Raw genomic sequence first — 17,382 nt, 5'->3', positions numbered from 1 at the left:
CCAGCGCGGAGTGAACGGGGAGAGGCTCCTGTGTCCGTACCCAGGTGGCTGGCGTCGGGAGTTCCGACCGAGTTGGGAAAGTAGGTACCGCATGTACGCGATCGTTCGCGCAGGCGGCCGCCAGCACAAGGTCGCCGTCGGCGACGTGCTGGAGATCGACCGTATCGAGGCCAAGCCGGGTGACTCGGTGGAGCTCTCGACCATCCTGGTCGTCGACGGTGACGCCGTCACCTCCGACCCGTGGGTCCTGGCCGGCGTGAAGGCTCACGCCGAGGTGGTCGACCAGACCAAGGGCGACAAGATCGTCATCCTGCGCTACAAGAACAAGACCGGCTACCGCCGTCGTCAGGGTCACCGTCAGAAGCACACCGCGGTGCGCATCACCAGCATCGACTCGGTCAGCAAGTAAGGGGATAGCGAAAAATGGCACACAAGAAGGGCGCAAGCTCTACTCGTAACGGCCGTGACTCGAACGCCCAGCGCCTCGGCGTGAAGCGCTTCGGTGGCCAGGTCGTCTCGGCCGGCGAGATCCTCGTCCGCCAGCGTGGCACCCACTTCCACCCGGGTGCCGGTGTCGGCCGCGGTGGCGACGACACCCTGTTCGCGCTGACCGCCGGTGCGGTCCAGTTCGGCAACCGTCGCGGCCGCAAGGTCGTCAACATCGTGGCCGTCGAGGCCTGAGTCCCAGCGGACTCCCGAGTCTGACAGGACTCACACTGAAGGGTGGGCCGGAATTCTCCGGTCCACCCTTCGCGCTTCACGCAGACAGAACCCTTTCCCGTACTGGAGGCACACCCATGACCACCTTCGTGGACCGCGTCGAACTTCACGTCGCCGCGGGTAACGGAGGCCACGGCTGCGCCTCCGTTCACCGTGAGAAGTTCAAGCCGCTCGGCGGCCCGGACGGCGGTAACGGCGGGGAGGGCGGCAGTGTGATCCTCACCGTGGACGCGCAGGTCACCACCCTGCTCGAGTACCACCACTCGCCCAAGCGCAAGGCCACCAACGGCAAGCCCGGCGCGGGCGGCCACCGCACCGGCGCCGACGGCGGGGACCTCGTCCTGTTCGTGCCGGACGGCACCGTGGTGCTGGACCGCAAGGGCAACGTGCTCGCCGACCTGGTCGGCCACGGCACCAGCTTCATCGCCGCCCAGGGCGGCCGCGGCGGCCTCGGCAACGCCGCGCTCGCCTCGTCCCGCCGCAAGGCGCCGGGCTTCGCGCTGCTCGGCGAGCCCGGTGACGCCCGCGACATCGTGATGGAGCTCAAGTCCGTCGCCGACGTGGCCCTGGTCGGCTACCCGAGCGCCGGCAAGTCCTCGCTGATCTCGGTGCTCTCCGCCGCCAAGCCGAAGATCGCGGACTACCCGTTCACCACCCTGATCCCCAACCTCGGCGTGGTCACCGCGGGCGACACCGTCTACACGATCGCCGACGTGCCCGGCCTGATCCCGGGCGCCAGCCAGGGCCGGGGCCTGGGCCTGGAGTTCCTGCGGCACGTCGAGCGCTGCTCGGTGCTGGTGCACGTGCTGGACTGCGCCACCCTGGAGCCCGGCCGCGACCCGCTGACCGACCTGGAGACCATCGAGGCCGAGCTCGCCGAGTACGGCGGTCTGGAGGACCGTCCGCGCCTGGTCGCGCTCAACAAGGTGGACGTCCCGGACGGCCAGGACATCGCCGACCTGACCCGTGCCTCGCTGGAGGAGCGCGGCTTCCAGGTGTTCGAGGTCTCCGCCGCCTCCCGCAAGGGCCTGCGCGAGCTGAACTTCGCGCTGGCGAAGATCGTCGCCGAGGCGCGCGCCGCCAAGCCGGTCGAGGAGTCCACCCGGATCGTGCTGCGGCCCACGGCCGTCGACGACGAGGGCTTCACCATCGAGGAGGAGGACGGCGCCTACCGCATCCGCGGCGTCAAGCCGGAGCGCTGGGTCCGCCAGACCGACTTCAGCAACGACGAGGCCGTCGGCTACCTGGCCGACCGGCTGGCCCGCCTCGGCATCGAGGAGCGGCTGTGGAAGATCGGGGCGCACGAGGGCGACACCGTCATCATCGGCCCCGAGGAGAACGCCGTCGTCTTCGACTGGGAGCCGACCATGGCCGCCGGCGCCGAGATGCTCGGCCGCCGCGGTGAGGACCACCGCATGGAGACCCAGCGTCCGGCGGTCGACCGCCGTCGCGAGAAGCAGAAGGGCCGGGACGCGGCCGAGGCCGAGTTCCTCGCCTTCGAGGCGCTCGCCAGCGGCCGGCAGGCCGCCATCGAGGACGACGACGAGGACCACTGAGTCGACGTCCGGGCCGACACCCATGTCGGCCCCGCGTGGGTGATGCCCGTGTGATGCGGACGGCCCCGCCACCCCGACAGGGTGGCGGGGCCGTCCGCATTCCGGTCGACCGCGACCGGCCGTCACTTCGTCCAGGAGGCCTGGAGCTTGAGCAGGTCGGCCAGGTCGGTGTAGCCGACCGCGGCCGGGGTGGTGCCGGTGGTGGCGATGATGGTGCAGCCCTTGGCCTCGGCGCCCTTGGTGACGCCCTGGAACTTCGCACCCGTGCACTTGGGCAGCGGGGTGGTGGCGTTCATGACGTTGAGGCCCTTGTCGCCGTTGGTGTCGAACACGACGAACTTGGAGTCCGGGGCGGTGAAGGACAGGCTGGCGTCGCCGAGGTTCTTGATGGTGTAGCTGACGTAGACCGGGGTCTTCCCCTCCAGCCCGGTGGTCGAGACCTTGGCGGCGGTGAGGTCCTGCAGCGAGCCGACCTCGATGCCGGTGACGGTGATCTGCAGCTTGGTGGCGACCTTGGAGGTCTTGTCGGCGAAGTCGACGGTGGCCGGCTGGCCGACCTTCACGGCGGTGGCGGCCTGCGGAACCTTCCCGCCGCCGGCCCCGCCGGCCCCGCCCGCCGACGCTCCGGCCGTACCGGCGCCGCCGGTCGCCGCGCCCCCGGTTGCCGCGCCGCCGGTGGCGGCACCTCCCGCGGTGGCACCTCCCGTGGCGGCACCGGACGGGGCGGCGGCCGAACCGCCGGTCGCCGCGCCGGTCTGCGCCGGGGCCGCTCCGGTGGCGCCGCCCGTGCCGGCCGGGTCGGAGTTGTCGGGGCCGCAGGCCGCGAGCGAGAGGGCGGTGGCCGCCGCCAGCGCGGCGACGGTGAGCTTCGTGGTGTACGAACGCATGGTGCGCATTTCTCCTGGGCGCGCGGTCGCGAACCGTTGCCGGCCTGCCCAGTGCGGCGCCGCCCCGTTCTGCAGGAAGGTCGAAGACGAGTGGGTACAGCGGGCAAGAAGCCGTCCCCCGATCTGGCTTTCGGTCAGGGACCATACCAGCCGTCCGGATTGGCGGCCGGGCTGTGACGGGCCCGTGCGCAGGGCGGGTCCAGCCGGTGAAACACCCTGGGGGCGACCTGCGCGGATCGCGTAGATTTCGGGCATGACGGCCGGGCCCGGCCCCGCCGCACCCGCACCACACCGGAAGGGCGTACAGCGAGATGAGCGAGGACTCACTGCGGGAGGAGGTGCTGACCGCACGGCGGATCGTGGTCAAGGTCGGCTCCTCCTCACTCACCACGGCGGCCGGCGGCCTGGACGCCGACCGGGTGGACGCCCTGGTGGACGCGCTCGCCAAGGTGCGCAGCCGCCCGGACGCGCCCGAGGTCGTGCTCGTCTCCTCCGGCGCCATCGCCGCCGGGCTCGCCCCGCTCGGCCTGGACAAGCGGCCCAAGGACCTGGCCCGGCAGCAGGCCGCGGCCAGCGTCGGCCAGGGACTGCTGGTCGCGCGGTACACCGCCTCCTTCGCCCGGTACGGCATCCGGGTCGGCCAGGTGCTGCTCACCGCCGAGGACGCCAGCCGCCGCGCCCACTACCGCAACGCCTTCCGGACGCTGGACCAGTTGCTGGCGATGGGCGCGATGCCGGTCGTCAACGAGAACGACACCGTCGCCACCGCCGAAATCAAGTTCGGGGACAACGACCGGCTGGCCGCGCTGGTCGCCCACCTGGTCCGGGCCGACCTGCTGGTGCTGCTCTCCGACGTGGACGGCCTCTACGACGGCGACCCGTCCCGGCCCGGCACCAGCCGGATCGCCGAGGTCGGCGGCCCGCACGACCTCGACGGCATCCAGATCGGCAGCGCGGGGAAGGCGGGCGTGGGCACCGGCGGCATGGTCACCAAGGTCGAGGCGGCCCGGATCGCCACCGGGGCGGGCATCCCGGTGGTGCTCACCGCGGCCAGCCACGCCGCCGACGCACTGGCCGGGCGGCCCACCGGAACGCTCTTCCGGCGCACCGGCAGCCGCAGCTCCGACCGGATGCTCTGGCTGGCCCACGCCAGCAGCCCGCGCGGCGCCCTGCACCTGGACGCGGGCGCGGTCGAGGCGGTCGTCTCGGGCGGCGCCTCGCTGCTGCCGGCCGGGGTGACCAAGGTCGACGGGGAGTTCACGGCGGGTGATCCGGTGGACCTTCTTGCCGAAAACGGCCACATCGTGGCCCGCGGACTGGTCAACTTTGATGCGAGGGAGTTGCCCCGTCTGCTCGGCCGGTCCACCCGTGACCTGGCCCAGGAGTTCGGCGCCGGGTACGAGCGCGAGGTCGTCCACCGGGACGACCTGGTCGTTCTGCGCGGCTGACCGGCCGTTCGGCCGGCATCGGCCGGACGGCGCAGCGCGGTCGGCGGGCCGCTCCGTACCGGGAGCGGTCCGGCCGCGGGCGAGGAGGGGCGCAGCCGTACCGGTCGGCCGAGGGCCGGCCGGGTCGGGGGGACGACACGAGATCGCCGAACAGGAGGCCGCCGGTGGAACGCAGGCGCGAGGCAGCGCTGACCGGAGGGACGGCGGGCCGGCGGCTGACCAGTATCGACGGCGGACGCGGGGACGGCCCCGCGGAGCCGACCGGTCCGACGCCGCAGGGGCCCGGCGGGGTGCGCAGGCTGCGGCCGCAGCGCGCGCAGGCGGCTGATCCGCCCAGCGTGCCGGAGCAGGCGCGGCTGTGGCACGTGGTGCTGAGCGTGGCCGGGCAGACCACGCCGCTGTCCTCGCTACGGGCTTCGCTGGAGCGGCTGGCGCACGACCACTCGTTCTTCCTGACCGCCCGCTACGCGGCCGACCACGCCGAGATCCGCTACTGGGAGCAGGCCCGGGACCTGCACGACGCGGCGGCGATAGCGCTGCGGCTGTGGGGCGAGCACAAGGTGACCGCGAGCCTGCCGCCGTGGGAGATCGTCGGGCTGGAGGTGGTCGACCGGGCGACGTACCACAAGCGGGTCGCCGAGGGCTTCGGCGATCCGCCGCCGCACCTGGGCGGGGTGCACCCGTACTGAGGTGCCGGGCGCGTGCCGAGCCCGTCCGCCCGGTGTCTCACCGGGCGAAATGGCGGTTCGGCGGCGCGGCGGCAGTCGCTAACCTTGGCGGCATGACCAGCGACCTCGCCACCGCCGACAGCCCCGTCATCGCCGTAGCGCGCCGAGCCCGGGAGGCCGCCGCGGCGCTCGCCCCGCTGCCGCGTCGGGCCAAGGACACCGCCCTGCTGGCGATCGCGGACGCGCTGGAGGCCCGCGGCGCCGAGATCCTCGCGGCCAACGCCGAGGACGTCGCCCGGGCCCGCGAGGCGGGGACGGCCGAGTCGGTGATCGACCGGCTGAGCCTGACCGTCGAGCGGATCGCCGCGATCGCCTCCGACGTGCGCGACGTGGCCGGCCTGGCCGACCCGGTCGGCGAGGTGGTGCGCGGCTACACCCTGCCGAACGGCCTGGACGTGCGTCAGGTACGGGTGCCGCTGGGCGTGGTCGGCATCATCTACGAGGCCCGGCCGAACGTCACCGCGGACGCCGCCGCGCTCTGCCTGAAGTCCGGCAACGCGGTGCTGCTGCGCGGCTCCGCCTCCGCCTACCGTTCCAACACCGCGCTGGTCGCCGTCCTGCGGGACGCCGTCGTCGCGGCCGGGCTGCCGGCCGACGTGATCCAGCTCGTCCCGGGGGAGAGCCGGGAGTCGGTGCAGGAGCTGATGCGCGCCCGCGGCCTGGTCGACGTGCTGATCCCGCGCGGCGGGGCCTCGCTGATCCGCACCGTGGTCGAGGGTTCGACCGTCCCGGTGATCGAGACCGGCACCGGCAACTGCCACGTGTACGTGGACGCGCAGACCGACCTGGCGATGGCCGTCGGCATCCTGCTGAACTCCAAGGCCCAGCGGGTCAGCGTCTGCAACTCGGCCGAGACGCTGCTGGTGCACCAGGACGTCGCGGACGCCTTCCTGCCGCTCGCGCTGGCCGCCCTGGCCGGGGCCGGGGTGACCGTGCACGGTGACGAGGCGGTGCTCAAGGCCGCCGAGGGCACCGGTGTCACCGCGGTGCCCGCCACCGACGAGGACTGGGGCGCCGAGTACCTCTCGTACGACCTGGCCGCGGCCGTGGTGCCCTCCTTGGACGCCGCCGTCGCGCACATCCGCCGCTGGTCCTCCGGCCACACCGAGGCGATCGTCACCACCTCGCAGGCCGCCGCCCGCCGCTTCACCCAGCTGGTGGACTCGACCACGGTGGCCGTCAACGCCTCCACCCGGTTCACCGACGGCGGTGAGTTCGGCTTCGGCGCGGAGATCGGCATCTCCACCCAGAAGCTGCACGCCCGCGGCCCGATGGGCCTGCCGGAGCTGACCAGCACCAAGTACATCGTCACTGGTGACGGGCATGTCCGCGGCGAGGCCGCGCAGACCGTGGGCGGGGGCGCCGAGGGCCGCTGACCGCGGCGCACGGGGCGGCCGTCACACGTGTGACGGACCAACTGCCGGGAGCCACAGACAAATCGCCCGGCCGGTAATACGCTGAATCCGTGGCTGAGGATGTGGGGGGCTTGCCGTACCCCGACGGCGCCGACCACGGTGGTGCGGACGACGAGTTCGCCACCGTGGTCTTCGATGAGGCCTTCGTCCGGTCCGCCGCCGTGCACGAGCCGACAGCCAAGGAGCGGCAGCTCGCCGCCGCCGAGGCGCGGTTCGAGACGGACTCCGCGGGGCCGGGTTGGAGCTATGACGTTCCGGCCGGGGACGGGCTGCCGCTGGAGCTGCGCCCGTACCCGAGCGGACTCGACGAGGACCACCTCTACCCCGACCCCTGGTCGGGCCCGGGCCGGGTGACCGGCCGCCGGGGCCGGCGATGGGGCAGGCGCTACGACCCGGTGCGGGCCCGCGGGCGGTACGTCGCCCAGCAGCGCTGGCACCGGCCGGTGGCCTGGGTGCTCGCCGTGCTCATGGGCGTGAGCCTGGTGGCCGTGGCGGTCGCGGCGGTCTACCAGGGCGTGGGCGGCTCCTCGGGGGCGCCCCGCCGCCCGGAGTCGGGCAGCAGCAGCCCGGGCGCCGACCCGCGGTCCGCGCCGGCCGAGCCGTCGCTGGTGGCGTCGACGCCGTAGGGCCGGCTGAGGGGGCGTGCGCCCGGAGCGGTGGTCACGGAGCGTTCCCGGGAATCTGTGCGGGGGCCCTCGTGGCGGGCCCGGTGTGCGCCTACCCTGGTGCTATGGGTGACCCACGCGAGCCTCCTGAGGGTACGCCCGAGGGCGGTTCCGGCAACGAGGACGAGTTCCGGTCCGTCGTCTTCGACGAGTCGTTCGTCCGGGCTGCCCGGATCCAGGAGCTGTCCGCCCGGGAGCGGCTCGCGGGCTCCTTCGGCAAGGCCACCCGGGCCCGGGTGCGGCTCGGGCCGCTGGGCAGCGTGCCGCGTCAGGCGCTCGCCCTGCTGCTGCTCATCCTGCTGGCCTTCGGGGCCGCGGTGTACTTCGGGGTGAACTCGCCCAAGGGGATCGCGGCGCGGCCGGAGGGCACTCAACTGACCGTCAGCCTGGTCGCGTTGAGCCCGGCCTCGGCCGTCCGCCCGGTCGCCGACCCGGCACGTCCGTTCGCCGCGCTGCCGACCGGCTACGGCGACGGGACGGCCGGGCTGAACACCCCGGCCGGGGCGGCCACCGAGCACTTCAGCAAGGTCGAGGTGACCAAGGCGCTCGACACCGTGCAGCGCTACCTGATCGCCTCCTCGCTGACGCCGGCGGCGCTGGTCCAGGGCGTCACCACGGACGTGCGGGCCTACGTCACGCCCGGTGAGCAGGCCCAGTTCGACGCCGGTGTCACCCAGCCGGTGGACGACCGGCACCACGCGGTGACCGGCTGGATCGTCCGCTTCGACCCGGCGCAGGTCGCGCTCGCCTCCGACACCGTGAAGGCGGTCGGCGCGATGCGGGTCGACGAGGCGGACGGCAGCACCCTGCAGATCACCACCGACCACACCTTCGTCTACGCGCTGAAGCCCGCCGGTGCCCCGGCCGGCGCGCCCGTCACCCTGGAGACCGTGCGGCGCGAGCTGACCTTCCAGTTCGACCGGGTCGACCTGGGCCAGGCGCAGCTGCGGCTGGTGGACGCGGTGCTGCAGGCCGGTCCGGCGCCGTGCACCTCCTCGATGGCGGCCTTCCTCCAGCCGGTGCTGGCCACCGCCCAGGGCACCGCGGTGGCGCAGCCGACGCCGGTCGACCCGGGCAACCACGCGCGGCCGGCCTGGCAGGTGTGCGGGGTGCTGGCGGGGAGCTGAGCGGCCCCGGCGGCGGGTCGGCCGGTGACCCGGGCGGGTCACCGGCCGTGTACGGCGGCCCGGCGGCGGGGGTCAGCCGTCGGTGCGGTCCCCGGAGTCGGTGCGGTTGCCGCCGGTGAAGGTGTCCCGGAGCTTGCCGCCGACGGTCGCGGCGCCGCCGGCCACGTCCCGCAGCAGACCCATCAGGGGGTCCTTGCTCTCCTTCACCGAGGTCGTGTAGTGCTCGGCGGCGGCCTTCCACTGCTCGCCGACCGAGGTGTCCCGGTCGTCGGTGCGGCGCGGGTAGGCGCCGGCCAGGATCGAGCGGTACTCGTCGCTCTCCGCCCACTTCTTCAGCTGGGCGACCCGGACCACCGCGAACGGGTGGGTCTGCGGCAGGAGCTGGAGCAGCTTGAGCACGCCGTCGCGCAGGTCCCCGGCCTTGTCGTACTCCTCGGCCTGCTCCAGGAAGGCGTCGACGTTCATCTCGGCCAGGTTGTGCCCGCCGGCCAGCTTCATCAGGGCCCGCATGGACGCCTGGACGTCCTGCCCGGCGAGCAGGCCGGCCCGGTCGCTGGACAGCTCGGCCTTGCGGAACCACTCCTTGAGCGCGGTGATGACGGCCGTGATCGCCAGGTTGCCGAGCGGCACCCAGGCGATCCGGGCGGCGATGTTGGTGAGGATCATCAGCATCGTCCGGTAGACGGCGTGGCCGGACATCGCGTGGCCGACCTCGTGGCCGATGACGGAGCGCAGCTCCTCCTCGTCCAGCAGTTCGACCAGGCCGCTGGTGATCACGATGATCGGGGTGTCGATGCCGATGGTGAACGCGTTGACCGTCGGGTCCTGGGTGACGTACAGGTCTGGGACCTGCTCCAGGTCGAGCGCGTAGGCGGCGTCGCGGACCATGTCGTACAGCTCGGGGAACTGGCGCTCGGAGGTCTTCACGGCGGTGGCCAGGAACATCAGCCGGATCGAGCGCTCGGAGACCAGCCCGGCGAGCTTGCGCAGGATGTCGTCGAAGCCGGACAGCTTGCGCAGGGCGACCAGCGCCGAGCGGTCGGCGGGGTGCTCCCAGGCCCGGGTGGAGATCTCGGGGAAGCGTTGGCGACGGCGGCTCGGGGCGTTCGCGGTCGTGTCGGTCATGGTCTGCGTACCTCCTGGTCGACGGCGGCCCCGGGCGCGGCGCCCGGCCCCCGCTGGTCTTCGCCGGCAGTGACTCGTCTGCAACGACTGCCTGTGCAACGTCCGCGGTTGCGTACTCGTCCCCGGAGCGGGTGCGGACGGGCGGACGGGCGGGCTGTCGGGCGGCTGTCGGGTGGGCGCACGGGTGGGGGAGCGGGCGGTCCGCGGGCGGGTCGGGCGCCGCGCGGGGGCCGGTGGGGGGTGCCGGTGTGAGGCGGGTTTACCCTGAATGCCCTGGAGAACCGAGACCGGACCCGGCCGCGGTACCGAGCAGTTCGAGGAGTCCCTCAGATGTCCACCGAAGCGCTGGTCAGCCTGGCCGCACCCATCTCCGACGAGGCCGGCCCGGGCCTGTTCCTGCGGATCATCGTGATCGCCTCCTTCGTCGGGATCGGCCTGCTGGTCTGGATCATGGCCCGCGCCTTCCGGGGCCAGTAGACGCCGCGTCCCACTCGGTTCGCTCACGCCCGGTCAGCGGCGGTGGGCCGCCGAGCGGTTGCCGTGTAACCCCCCGTACGATGACGGGTGGGCCCTCACCGGCCCGGAACCACCCCCAGGTCCGTCACCGAGCCGAGAAGGTCCCGCCGACCATGAGCACTGCTGCCGCACTCCCCGCCCTGAACCTCCTCGCCGAGGGGGGCAACCACGACAGCCTCAACCCGCTGCTGACGGGTGGCGCCGCGCTGTTCATCCTGGTCCTCCTGCTCTTCATCACCACCCGCTTCAACCGGGACCGCTGAGCCCGGTCCCGGGACCGCTCGGGGAGCGTCCGGCCAGTGCGCCGGCCGCTCCCTCACGCATCTGCGGACAACCCCCACACGGGCGTTCCCGCACCGCAACGGGCGTCGCGTAAGGTGTGGCGGCATGGGAGAGCAGGCCGGGAATCCCGGCGGACCGGAACCGGTGAAGAAGCGCCTGGGCGTGATGGGCGGCACCTTCGACCCGATCCACCACGGCCACCTGGTCGCCGCGAGCGAGGTGGCGAGCGCGTTCCACCTGGACGAGGTGATCTTCGTCCCGACCGGTGAGCCCTGGCAGAAGAGCGACCGCCACGTCACCCCGGCCGAGGACCGCTACCTGATGACGGTCATCGCCACCGCCGAGAACCCGCAGTTCTCGGTGAGCCGGATCGACATCGACCGCCAGGGCCCGACGTACACCGTCGACACCCTGCGCGACCTGCACGCCATGCACCCGGACGCGGACCTCTTCTTCATCACCGGCGCCGACGCGCTCGCCCAGATCCTGTCCTGGCACGACTCGGACGAGCTCTTCTCGCTGGCCCACTTCATCGGCTGCACCCGTCCTGGGCACGTCCTGTCGGACGCCGGGCTGCCGGTGGGCGGGGTCTCCCTGGTGGAGGTCCCGGCGCTGGCCATCTCCTCCACGGACTGCCGCAACCGGGTCGCCAAGGGCGAGCCGGTCTGGTACCTCGTCCCGGACGGGGTGGTCCGCTACATCGACAAGCGGGCGCTGTACGCGCCGCACGGGACCTGAGCCAGGAGCGGGCGTGACCGATCGCAGCGGTAACGGCAGCGGCAACGGCGGGCAGCGGCCGGAGGAGTGGTCCACCGGCCAGTACCAGCAGCCGTACCAGGGCCAGGAGTACCAGTCGGTGCAGCAGCCGTCGGCGTACGGGCAGCAGTACGAGCAGCAGTACGAGCCGCAGACCTACGACCAGTACGGGCAGCCGGTGTACGGGCAGGGCCCGTACGGCGGGCAGCAGGCCCAGGGGTACCAGCAGACCGGGCAGTTCCCGCAGCAGCAGGGGTACGGTCAGCAGCAGGGGTACGAGCCGCAGCAGTACGAGCAGCAGAGCTACGACCAGTACGGGCAGCCGGTCTACGGGCAGGGCCCGTACGGGGGCTACCAGCAGCAGGCCCAGGGCTACCAGCAGGCCTACCAGGCCGCGCCGGTGGTCGCCGAGCCGCAGCCGCAGCCTCAGGTCGAGCCGCGGCCGGAGCCGCCCGCGGCGCCCGCCGTCGTGCCGCCGCCGCGCCGCCGCACCCCCGGGCCCGCCACGGCCGCGGCCCCCGCCGAGCCGGCGGCGCCCTCCGAGCAGGTCGCCGGGGCCAGGGCCGGCAAGGCCGGCGGCCGGGCGCCCAAGGACTCCTACGCCACGGGCGAGTTCACCTTCGTCGACGAGGAGGCGGAGGAGTCCGAGGACGTCATCGACTGGCTGAAGTTCGCCGAATCCCGCAGCGAGGTGCGCGCCGAGCGGCGCCGCAAGCTGAAGAACCGGCTGGTCGGCCTCGGCGTGGTGCTGGCCCTCGCGGCCGGCGGCGTCGGCGGCTACCTGTGGTTCACCGGGGACAAGCCGACCGCGGCCGCCGCGGCGGGCGGGCGGCAGGTCAACGTCGTCCACCTGCGAGACCTCCAGGGCAAGGTCTCCAGCGCGCTGCTGGTCGACGACGCCTCCGGGCACAAGGGCACGGTGCTGCTGCTGCCCGACGTGCTGCGGCTGCCCGGACCGGGCGACCCGCCGGTGACCACGGTCGGCCAGGCCATGGACGCGATCGGCGCCTCGGCGACCCGGGACGGCCTGTCCACCGTGCTCGGCGCCCCGGTGGCCGGCACCTGGCGGCTGGACACCCCCTACCTGGAACTGCTGGTCTCCCAGCTCGGCGGCGTCCGGGTGGACACCAACGCCGAGACCCACGAGGGCGGCAAGCCGGACGGCAAGCTGCTCTCCGCGGCCGGCAAGAACACCATGCTCAGCGGAAAGGCCGCGGTCGCGTACGCCACCCTGCAGGCGCCCGGCGAGAACCGGGACGCCCAGCTGGCCCGGTTCGGGCAGGTCATGGACGCCGTGGTGCGCACCATGCCGACCGACTTCAAGGACGCCAAGGACGACGTGCACCGGATGAACGCGGTGCTCGACCCCTCGCTGCCCGAGGACGCCCTGGCCGGCGTGCTCGCCCAGCTCGCCCAGCAGGCGAAGGACGGCCACTTCGGCACCACCGCGCTGACCGTCAAGCCGGACGGCAGCCTGGACGAGGCGACGGCGGGCAAGCAGGTCAAGGACGTGCTCGGCGGCACGGTGAAGTCCGCGGCGGCCGGCGACGCCCCCGCCCGGGTCTCGCTGCAGGACGCCTCCGGAAACGACGCGGCGGGCGCCGCGGCGCAGGTCCAGATCGTCAACTCGGGCCTGACGTTCATCCCGGGCGGCGCCAGGACCTCGCCGCAGGCCAACAGTGAGATCCGCTACACCGACGACGCCCGGCAGGCCGCGGCGAAGTCCCTGGCGACCAGCCTGGGGCTGCCGGACACGGCGGTGAAGAAGGTCGGGGACGCCCAGAACGCGGACCTGGTGGTCGTGCTCGGCAAGGACTACCAGCCGCCGAAGTCCCAGTAGGCGCCCGGCTCCGGCCCAGGCCCGCCCCGCGGCCCCGGAAAATGCAGTCCGAGGCCGCGGGGACGGCGTGAGATCCTGGAAGGCGACCCCGGCCACCGTGCCGGGGCCGCCCCAAGCCGCCGAGCCGGAAGAACACCGTGACCGTCACCGACCACAGCCAGCAGCTCATCAACGTCGCCGCGCAGGCGGCAGCCGACAAGCTCGCGCACAACATCATCGCCTTCGACGTCAGCGAGGTGCTGTCGATCACCGACGCCTTCCTGATCGCTTCCGCGAACAACGACCGCCAGGTCCGCTCGATCGCCGAGGAGATCGAGGACCAGCTGCGCGAGCAGCTGGACATCAAGCCGGTGCGCCGCGAGGGCGAGCGCGAGGGCCGCTGGATCCTGCTCGACTACCTGGACATCGTCGTGCACGTCCAGCACTCCGAGGAGCGCTCCTTCTACTCGCTGGACCGCCTCTGGAAGGACTGCCCCGAGCTGCCGCTGCCCGCGGACGCCCTGGAGTCGCGCAACCGTCCCGACGCGATCACCGACGACGCCGGCAACGCCGTCGCCCCCGCCGACGACTTCGGCAAGCCCGAGGACCTGCACTGAGCAGGGATGCGCGCGGCCCGCGCATCGTCTTCTGGCGGCACGGCCAGACGTCCTGGAACCTCGAATCGCGCTTCCAGGGCACCACGGACATCGACCTGACCGGCCAGGGCGTGCTGCAGGCCCAGCGGGCGGCCCGGCTGCTCTCCGGCCTGCGCCCCGACCTGCTGATCTCCTCGGACCTCACACGCGCCCGGCGCACGGCCGAGGAGCTGGCCACGGTCACCGGGCTGGACGTGCAGCACCACGAGGGCCTGCGGGAGACGTACGCGGGCTCCTGGCAGGGGCTGACCAACGCCGAGATCCGTGAGCGCCACCCGGAGGAGTACGCGGCCTGGGCGGCCGGGGAGCCGGTGCGCCGCGGTGGCGGGGAGCTGTCCACCGAGGTCGCCGACCGCTCGGTGCCGGTGGTGCTGGAGGCCGTCGGCAAGCTGCCGGAGAACGGCACCCTGGTGGTGGTCAGCCACGGCGGCACCATCCGGACCATGCTCGGGCGGCTGCTGGGCCTGGAGCCTCCCCTGTGGGAGTGCTTCGGCGGGCTGTCCAACTGCTGCTGGTCGGTGCTCGGCAAGGGCGCGCGCGGCTGGCGGCTGCTGGAGCACAACGCGGGCACGCTCCCGCAGCCGGTGATCGGCGACGACACCTGACGGCAGCTGACGGCACCCGGCGACGGGGGTTTCGTCGGGCTTCGCGGCGGCTTCGCGGGGGGCTTCGTGGGGGCTTCATCGGGGACTTCGTCGGGGCCCGGAAGAAGCGGATTTCGCAGTTCCGGGCCTGACCAGCTAGAGTCTTCCTCGTTCGCAGGGAAGGAACGCAGCCCGGAAGGGAAGCGGGAGATCCGGTGAGTGCGGGGCTATAGCTCAGTTGGTAGAGCGCTTGCATGGCATGCAAGAGGTCTGGGGTTCAATTCCCCATAGCTCCACTCCGCATCGGCGGTCGTGGAAATCGGAGTTCCGGAGCCAGGGTCGCCCGCGTCGCGGGGCTATAGCTCAGTTGGTAGAGCGCTTGCATGGCATGCAAGAGGTCTGGGGTTCAATTCCCCATAGCTCCACAGCAGTTCAGGAGGCCGTCACCCAAGGGGTGGCGGCCTCCCGGCGTTTCGGGGCACGGGGGGCGCCGGGTGCGGGCCGGAGGGGCGGCCCCTCGCGGCCCCAGCGGCTCCTACGGTTTGCAGGTGTGCCGCCAGCCGCCCGGGGGCAGGGAGTTGAGCCGCTCCACCAGCTCGCGGTCGTACGGGCTCTCCGGGACGTACACGACGATGTAGCACTCCGGCACGCCCGGCATCGTCAGGTAGGTGGCGTTCAGCCGCATCACGCCGAGCTCCGGGTGACGGAAGATCCGGTGCAGGGTCTTCGGCGGCGCCACCTCCTGCCGGGCCCACAGCTCCCGGAACACCTCGCTGCGGGCCGACAGCTGCTGCACGTGGGCCTCCCAGGCCGGCTCGCCGACGTGCTTGCCGTACGCGGAGCGCAGCACCGCCACCATCCGCGGCAGCGTCTCCTCCGGGTTCTCGCACGGGTTGCAGCACTTCGGCGCGGTCAGCATGCACCAGAGGCTGTTGAAGAACACCCCGTGGGCCGGGCGCATCCGCTCGATGCCGAACAGCGAGCGGTACGGCCGGTTGAAGCTCAGCACGTCGAACCGGGTGTTGGAGACCGCCGCCGGCAGCGGCGCCAGCGAGTCCAGGATCACCTGGATCGCCGGGCTCAGCTCCGGCGGGGCCGGCTGGGCCAGTGGCGAGGGCGCCGTCCCGGCCAGCCGGAACAGGTGCTCGCGCTCGGTGCCGTCCAGCCGCAGCGCCCGGGCCACCGCCAGCAGCACCTGCTCGCTCGCGTTGATCGGCCGCCCCTGCTCCAGCCACGTGTACCAGGTGACCCCGACCCCGGCGAGCTGCGCCACCTCCTCGCGCCGCAGCCCCGGCGTGCGACGGCGCAGCCCCGGCGGCAGGCCGACGTCCTCCGGGGTGACCCGCGCCCGGCAGGCCTTCAGGAAGCGGGCCAGCTCGGTGCGCCGGCGTTCGCGGTCGCCCGTCGCGACGGGGAGTTCCTCCAGCACGGTCATGCCGTCCATCGTGCCGCAGGGCGCGCGGGCGATACAGGTGCTGCCGGTACCAGGATCAGCAGGCTCTAACCACCAGTACCGGCGCCGCCCCAGGCTGGTGGCCATGACGGACCTCCAGACCCGGCCCGACGCGGCCGGCGGCACCACCGGAGCAACCCCGGCCGTACGGCCGGGGCTGCTCCTCGCGATCGTCCTGAGCGGGCAGTGCATGGCCGTGGTCGACGGCTCCATCGTCAACGTCGCGGCGCCGACCATCCGAACCGACCTGGGTGCCTCCGGCGCCGCCCTGCAATTCGTGATCGCCGGCTACACCGTCGCCTACGCGGTCCTGCTGATCACCGGCGCCCGCCTCGGCGCCCGCTACGGCTTCAGCCGACTCTTCCAACTGGGCCTGGCCGCCTTCACCTTCACCTCGCTGGCCTGCGGCCTCGCCCCGACCACCGGCACGCTGATCGCCTTCCGGCTGCTCCAGGGCGCGGGTGCGGCCCTGATGGTGCCGCAGGTGACGAGCCTGCTGCAGCGCACCTTCACCGGTGCCGCCCGCACCCGGGCGATCGGCCTCTACTCGGCGGTGCTGGCCGTCGGCGTCGCGCTCGGGCAGGTGCTCGGCGGGGTGCTGGTCAGCGCCGACCTGTTCGGCACCGGGTGGCGGCCGGTGTTCCTGGTCAACGTGCCGATCGGGCTGGTGCTGCTGGTGGCCGGCGCCCGACTGCTGCCGCGGCTGCCCGGTGACGCCTCGCGCGGCTTCGACGTCCCCGGCCTGGTGGTGCTGGGCTCGGCGCTCGGCCTGCTGGTGGTGCCGCTGGTGCTCGGCAGCGAGCTCGGCTGGCCGGCCTGGGGCTGGGCGATGATCGCCGGCAGCGTGCTGCTGTTCGGCCTGTTCGTGGCCGTCGAGCGCGGGGTCGCCCGACGCGGCGGGCAACCGCTCATCCCCGGCCGGGTGCTGAGCGCCCCCGGACTGCGCCCCGCGGCGGTCGCACTGTTCACGATCATGGCGGCCTACGCGGGCTTCATGTTCACCTTCGCCCTCCACCAGCAGGCGGCCCTCGGCCACACCGCGCTGCGGGCCGGGCTCTGCTCGGCGCCCGTCGCGATCGGCTTCGGCCTGGGCAGTCTGCGCTGGCACCGGCTGCCGCGGCGGCTGCACGGGCCGCTGCCGGTGGTCGCCGGGGTGCTGCTCGGCGGCGGCTACCTGCTGCTGGGGGTGCTGCTCCGCGACGGCGCCGGGATCGGGGCGGCGGTGCTGGTGGAGACGGCCGCGCTCGGCCTGGCCGCGGGCTGTGCCTACGCGCCGCTGTTCGCCCGGGCGCTGGCGGGGGTGGCCCCGGAGGACGCGGCCGACGCCAGCGGGGTGACGGTGACCGTCCTGCAGCTCGGGCAGATGATCGGGGTCGCGGTGATCGGTTCGGTGTTCCTCGGGCAGGTGGACCTGCCGGCACCGGCCGCCGACTCGGGGCACGCGGTGCTGGTGACGCTGGCGGTCAACGCCGTGGTGGTGGTCGTCGGGGCGGGCTTCGCCGCGCGCAGCCGGCGGGCGGTGCGCTGACGGGGGTCCGTGTGTGCGGGGGCCGTCCGTGCGGGTGGGTGTCCGTCTGCGCGGGTGTCCGTCTGTACGGGTGGCCGTGCGGGCGGGTGGCCGTGCGGGCGGCCGTGCGGGCTGTGG

General features: G+C 73.4%; 18 protein-coding genes and 2 tRNA genes. 17 read left to right on the top strand and 3 right to left on the bottom strand.

Going from position 1 to position 17,382, the window contains the following annotated elements:
* The first annotated feature begins 91 nt into the window (after nt 1-91).
* From rplU to obgE, 3 genes are all read left to right on the top strand, one after another.
* Nucleotides 92-409: a 50S ribosomal protein L21 gene (gene rplU / locus ABTY61_RS15240; protein WP_030233759.1), complete on the top strand. Its 318-nt coding sequence runs from the start codon at nt 92-94 to the stop codon at nt 407-409.
* Between the two features lie 14 nt (nt 410-423).
* On the top strand, nt 424-681 hold the full coding sequence (gene rpmA / locus ABTY61_RS15235) for a 50S ribosomal protein L27 (RefSeq protein WP_030058248.1): 258 nt from the start codon (nt 424-426) through the stop codon (nt 679-681).
* A 116-nt stretch (nt 682-797) separates the two neighbouring features.
* Nucleotides 798-2,276 carry a GTPase ObgE gene (gene obgE, locus ABTY61_RS15230; protein ID WP_350505438.1) on the top strand — a complete coding sequence of 493 codons (1,479 nt, stop codon included), beginning with the start codon at nt 798-800 and terminating at the stop codon, nt 2,274-2,276.
* Between the two features lie 122 nt (nt 2,277-2,398).
* Here the strand turns inward: obgE and ABTY61_RS15225 are convergent, their stop codons facing one another.
* On the bottom strand, nt 2,399-3,172 hold the full coding sequence (locus ABTY61_RS15225) for a hypothetical protein (RefSeq protein ID WP_350505437.1): 774 nt from the start codon (nt 3,170-3,172) through the stop codon (nt 2,399-2,401).
* Between the two features lie 302 nt (nt 3,173-3,474).
* Between ABTY61_RS15225 and proB the strand changes: the two genes are divergently transcribed.
* The 5 genes from proB (at nt 3,475) to ABTY61_RS15200 (ending at nt 8,546) form a co-directional block, all read left to right on the top strand.
* Nucleotides 3,475-4,611, top strand: a complete 1,137-nt coding sequence (proB, locus tag ABTY61_RS15220; protein WP_350505436.1) for a glutamate 5-kinase — start codon at nt 3,475-3,477, stop codon at nt 4,609-4,611.
* 164 nt (nt 4,612-4,775) lie between these two features.
* Nucleotides 4,776-5,300, top strand: a complete 525-nt coding sequence (locus tag ABTY61_RS15215; RefSeq protein WP_350505435.1) for a DUF8830 family protein — start codon at nt 4,776-4,778, stop codon at nt 5,298-5,300.
* A gap of 92 nt (nt 5,301-5,392) precedes the next feature.
* A complete protein-coding gene (locus tag ABTY61_RS15210; RefSeq protein ID WP_350505434.1) occupies nt 5,393-6,715 on the top strand; it encodes a glutamate-5-semialdehyde dehydrogenase in 1,323 nt (440 codons plus the stop codon).
* Between the two features lie 89 nt (nt 6,716-6,804).
* Nucleotides 6,805-7,380, top strand: a complete 576-nt coding sequence (locus ABTY61_RS15205; protein ID WP_350505433.1) for an SCO2584 family spore wall biosynthesis protein — start codon at nt 6,805-6,807, stop codon at nt 7,378-7,380.
* A 104-nt stretch (nt 7,381-7,484) separates the two neighbouring features.
* Nucleotides 7,485-8,546: an SCO2583 family membrane protein gene (locus ABTY61_RS15200; RefSeq protein WP_350505432.1), complete on the top strand. Its 1,062-nt coding sequence runs from the start codon at nt 7,485-7,487 to the stop codon at nt 8,544-8,546.
* Nucleotides 8,547-8,618: 72 nt separating this feature from the next.
* Here ABTY61_RS15200 and ABTY61_RS15195 read toward each other — a convergent pair whose 3' ends face one another.
* Entirely contained in the window at nt 8,619-9,671 is a 1,053-nt protein-coding gene (locus ABTY61_RS15195) for a M48 family metallopeptidase (protein WP_350505431.1), read from the bottom strand.
* A gap of 330 nt (nt 9,672-10,001) precedes the next feature.
* Here ABTY61_RS15195 and ABTY61_RS15190 point away from each other — a divergent pair, with 330 nt between their 5' ends.
* The 8 genes from ABTY61_RS15190 to ABTY61_RS15155 all read left to right on the top strand — a co-directional run bounded on the left by ABTY61_RS15190 (nt 10,002) and on the right by ABTY61_RS15155 (nt 14,709).
* A complete protein-coding gene (locus ABTY61_RS15190) occupies nt 10,002-10,148 on the top strand; it encodes a hypothetical protein (protein ID WP_188306314.1) in 147 nt (48 codons plus the stop codon).
* Between the two features lie 152 nt (nt 10,149-10,300).
* Entirely contained in the window at nt 10,301-10,450 is a 150-nt protein-coding gene (locus ABTY61_RS15185) for a hypothetical protein (protein ID WP_350505430.1), read from the top strand.
* A gap of 124 nt (nt 10,451-10,574) precedes the next feature.
* The gene (gene nadD, locus ABTY61_RS15180; RefSeq protein ID WP_350505429.1) at nt 10,575-11,207 is read left to right on the top strand and encodes a nicotinate-nucleotide adenylyltransferase; all 633 of its coding nucleotides are present in this window, start codon (nt 10,575-10,577) and stop codon (nt 11,205-11,207) included.
* Between the two features lie 13 nt (nt 11,208-11,220).
* Complete coding sequence (locus tag ABTY61_RS15175) at nt 11,221-13,065, top strand: LytR C-terminal domain-containing protein (protein ID WP_350505428.1); 1,845 nt, start codon at nt 11,221-11,223, stop codon at nt 13,063-13,065.
* 137 nt (nt 13,066-13,202) lie between these two features.
* Nucleotides 13,203-13,661 carry a ribosome silencing factor gene (gene rsfS / locus ABTY61_RS15170; RefSeq protein ID WP_350505427.1) on the top strand — a complete coding sequence of 153 codons (459 nt, stop codon included), beginning with the start codon at nt 13,203-13,205 and terminating at the stop codon, nt 13,659-13,661.
* Entirely contained in the window at nt 13,658-14,305 is a 648-nt protein-coding gene (locus tag ABTY61_RS15165) for a histidine phosphatase family protein (RefSeq protein ID WP_350505509.1), read from the top strand. Before rsfS ends, ABTY61_RS15165 begins: the two co-directional genes overlap by 4 nt.
* A 202-nt stretch (nt 14,306-14,507) precedes the next feature.
* A tRNA-Ala gene (locus ABTY61_RS15160) sits at nt 14,508-14,580 on the top strand.
* 56 nt (nt 14,581-14,636) lie between these two features.
* Nucleotides 14,637-14,709, top strand: a tRNA-Ala gene (locus ABTY61_RS15155).
* A 110-nt stretch (nt 14,710-14,819) separates the two neighbouring features.
* Here the strand turns inward: ABTY61_RS15155 and ABTY61_RS15150 are convergent.
* Entirely contained in the window at nt 14,820-15,719 is a 900-nt protein-coding gene (locus ABTY61_RS15150; protein WP_350505426.1) for a helix-turn-helix transcriptional regulator, read from the bottom strand.
* A 103-nt stretch (nt 15,720-15,822) separates the two neighbouring features.
* Here ABTY61_RS15150 and ABTY61_RS15145 point away from each other — a divergent pair, with 103 nt between their 5' ends.
* Complete coding sequence (locus tag ABTY61_RS15145; protein WP_350505425.1) at nt 15,823-17,265, top strand: MFS transporter; 1,443 nt, start codon at nt 15,823-15,825, stop codon at nt 17,263-17,265.
* Nucleotides 17,266-17,382: the final 117 nt, after the last annotated feature.

Origin of the sequence: Kitasatospora sp. NPDC096128, assembly GCF_040303105.1 — a bacterium.
Lineage (GTDB): Bacteria > Actinomycetota > Actinomycetes > Streptomycetales > Streptomycetaceae > Kitasatospora.
Note: the sequence above shows the minus strand (reverse complement) of the source record. Positions and strands in the feature narration are given on the sequence as shown.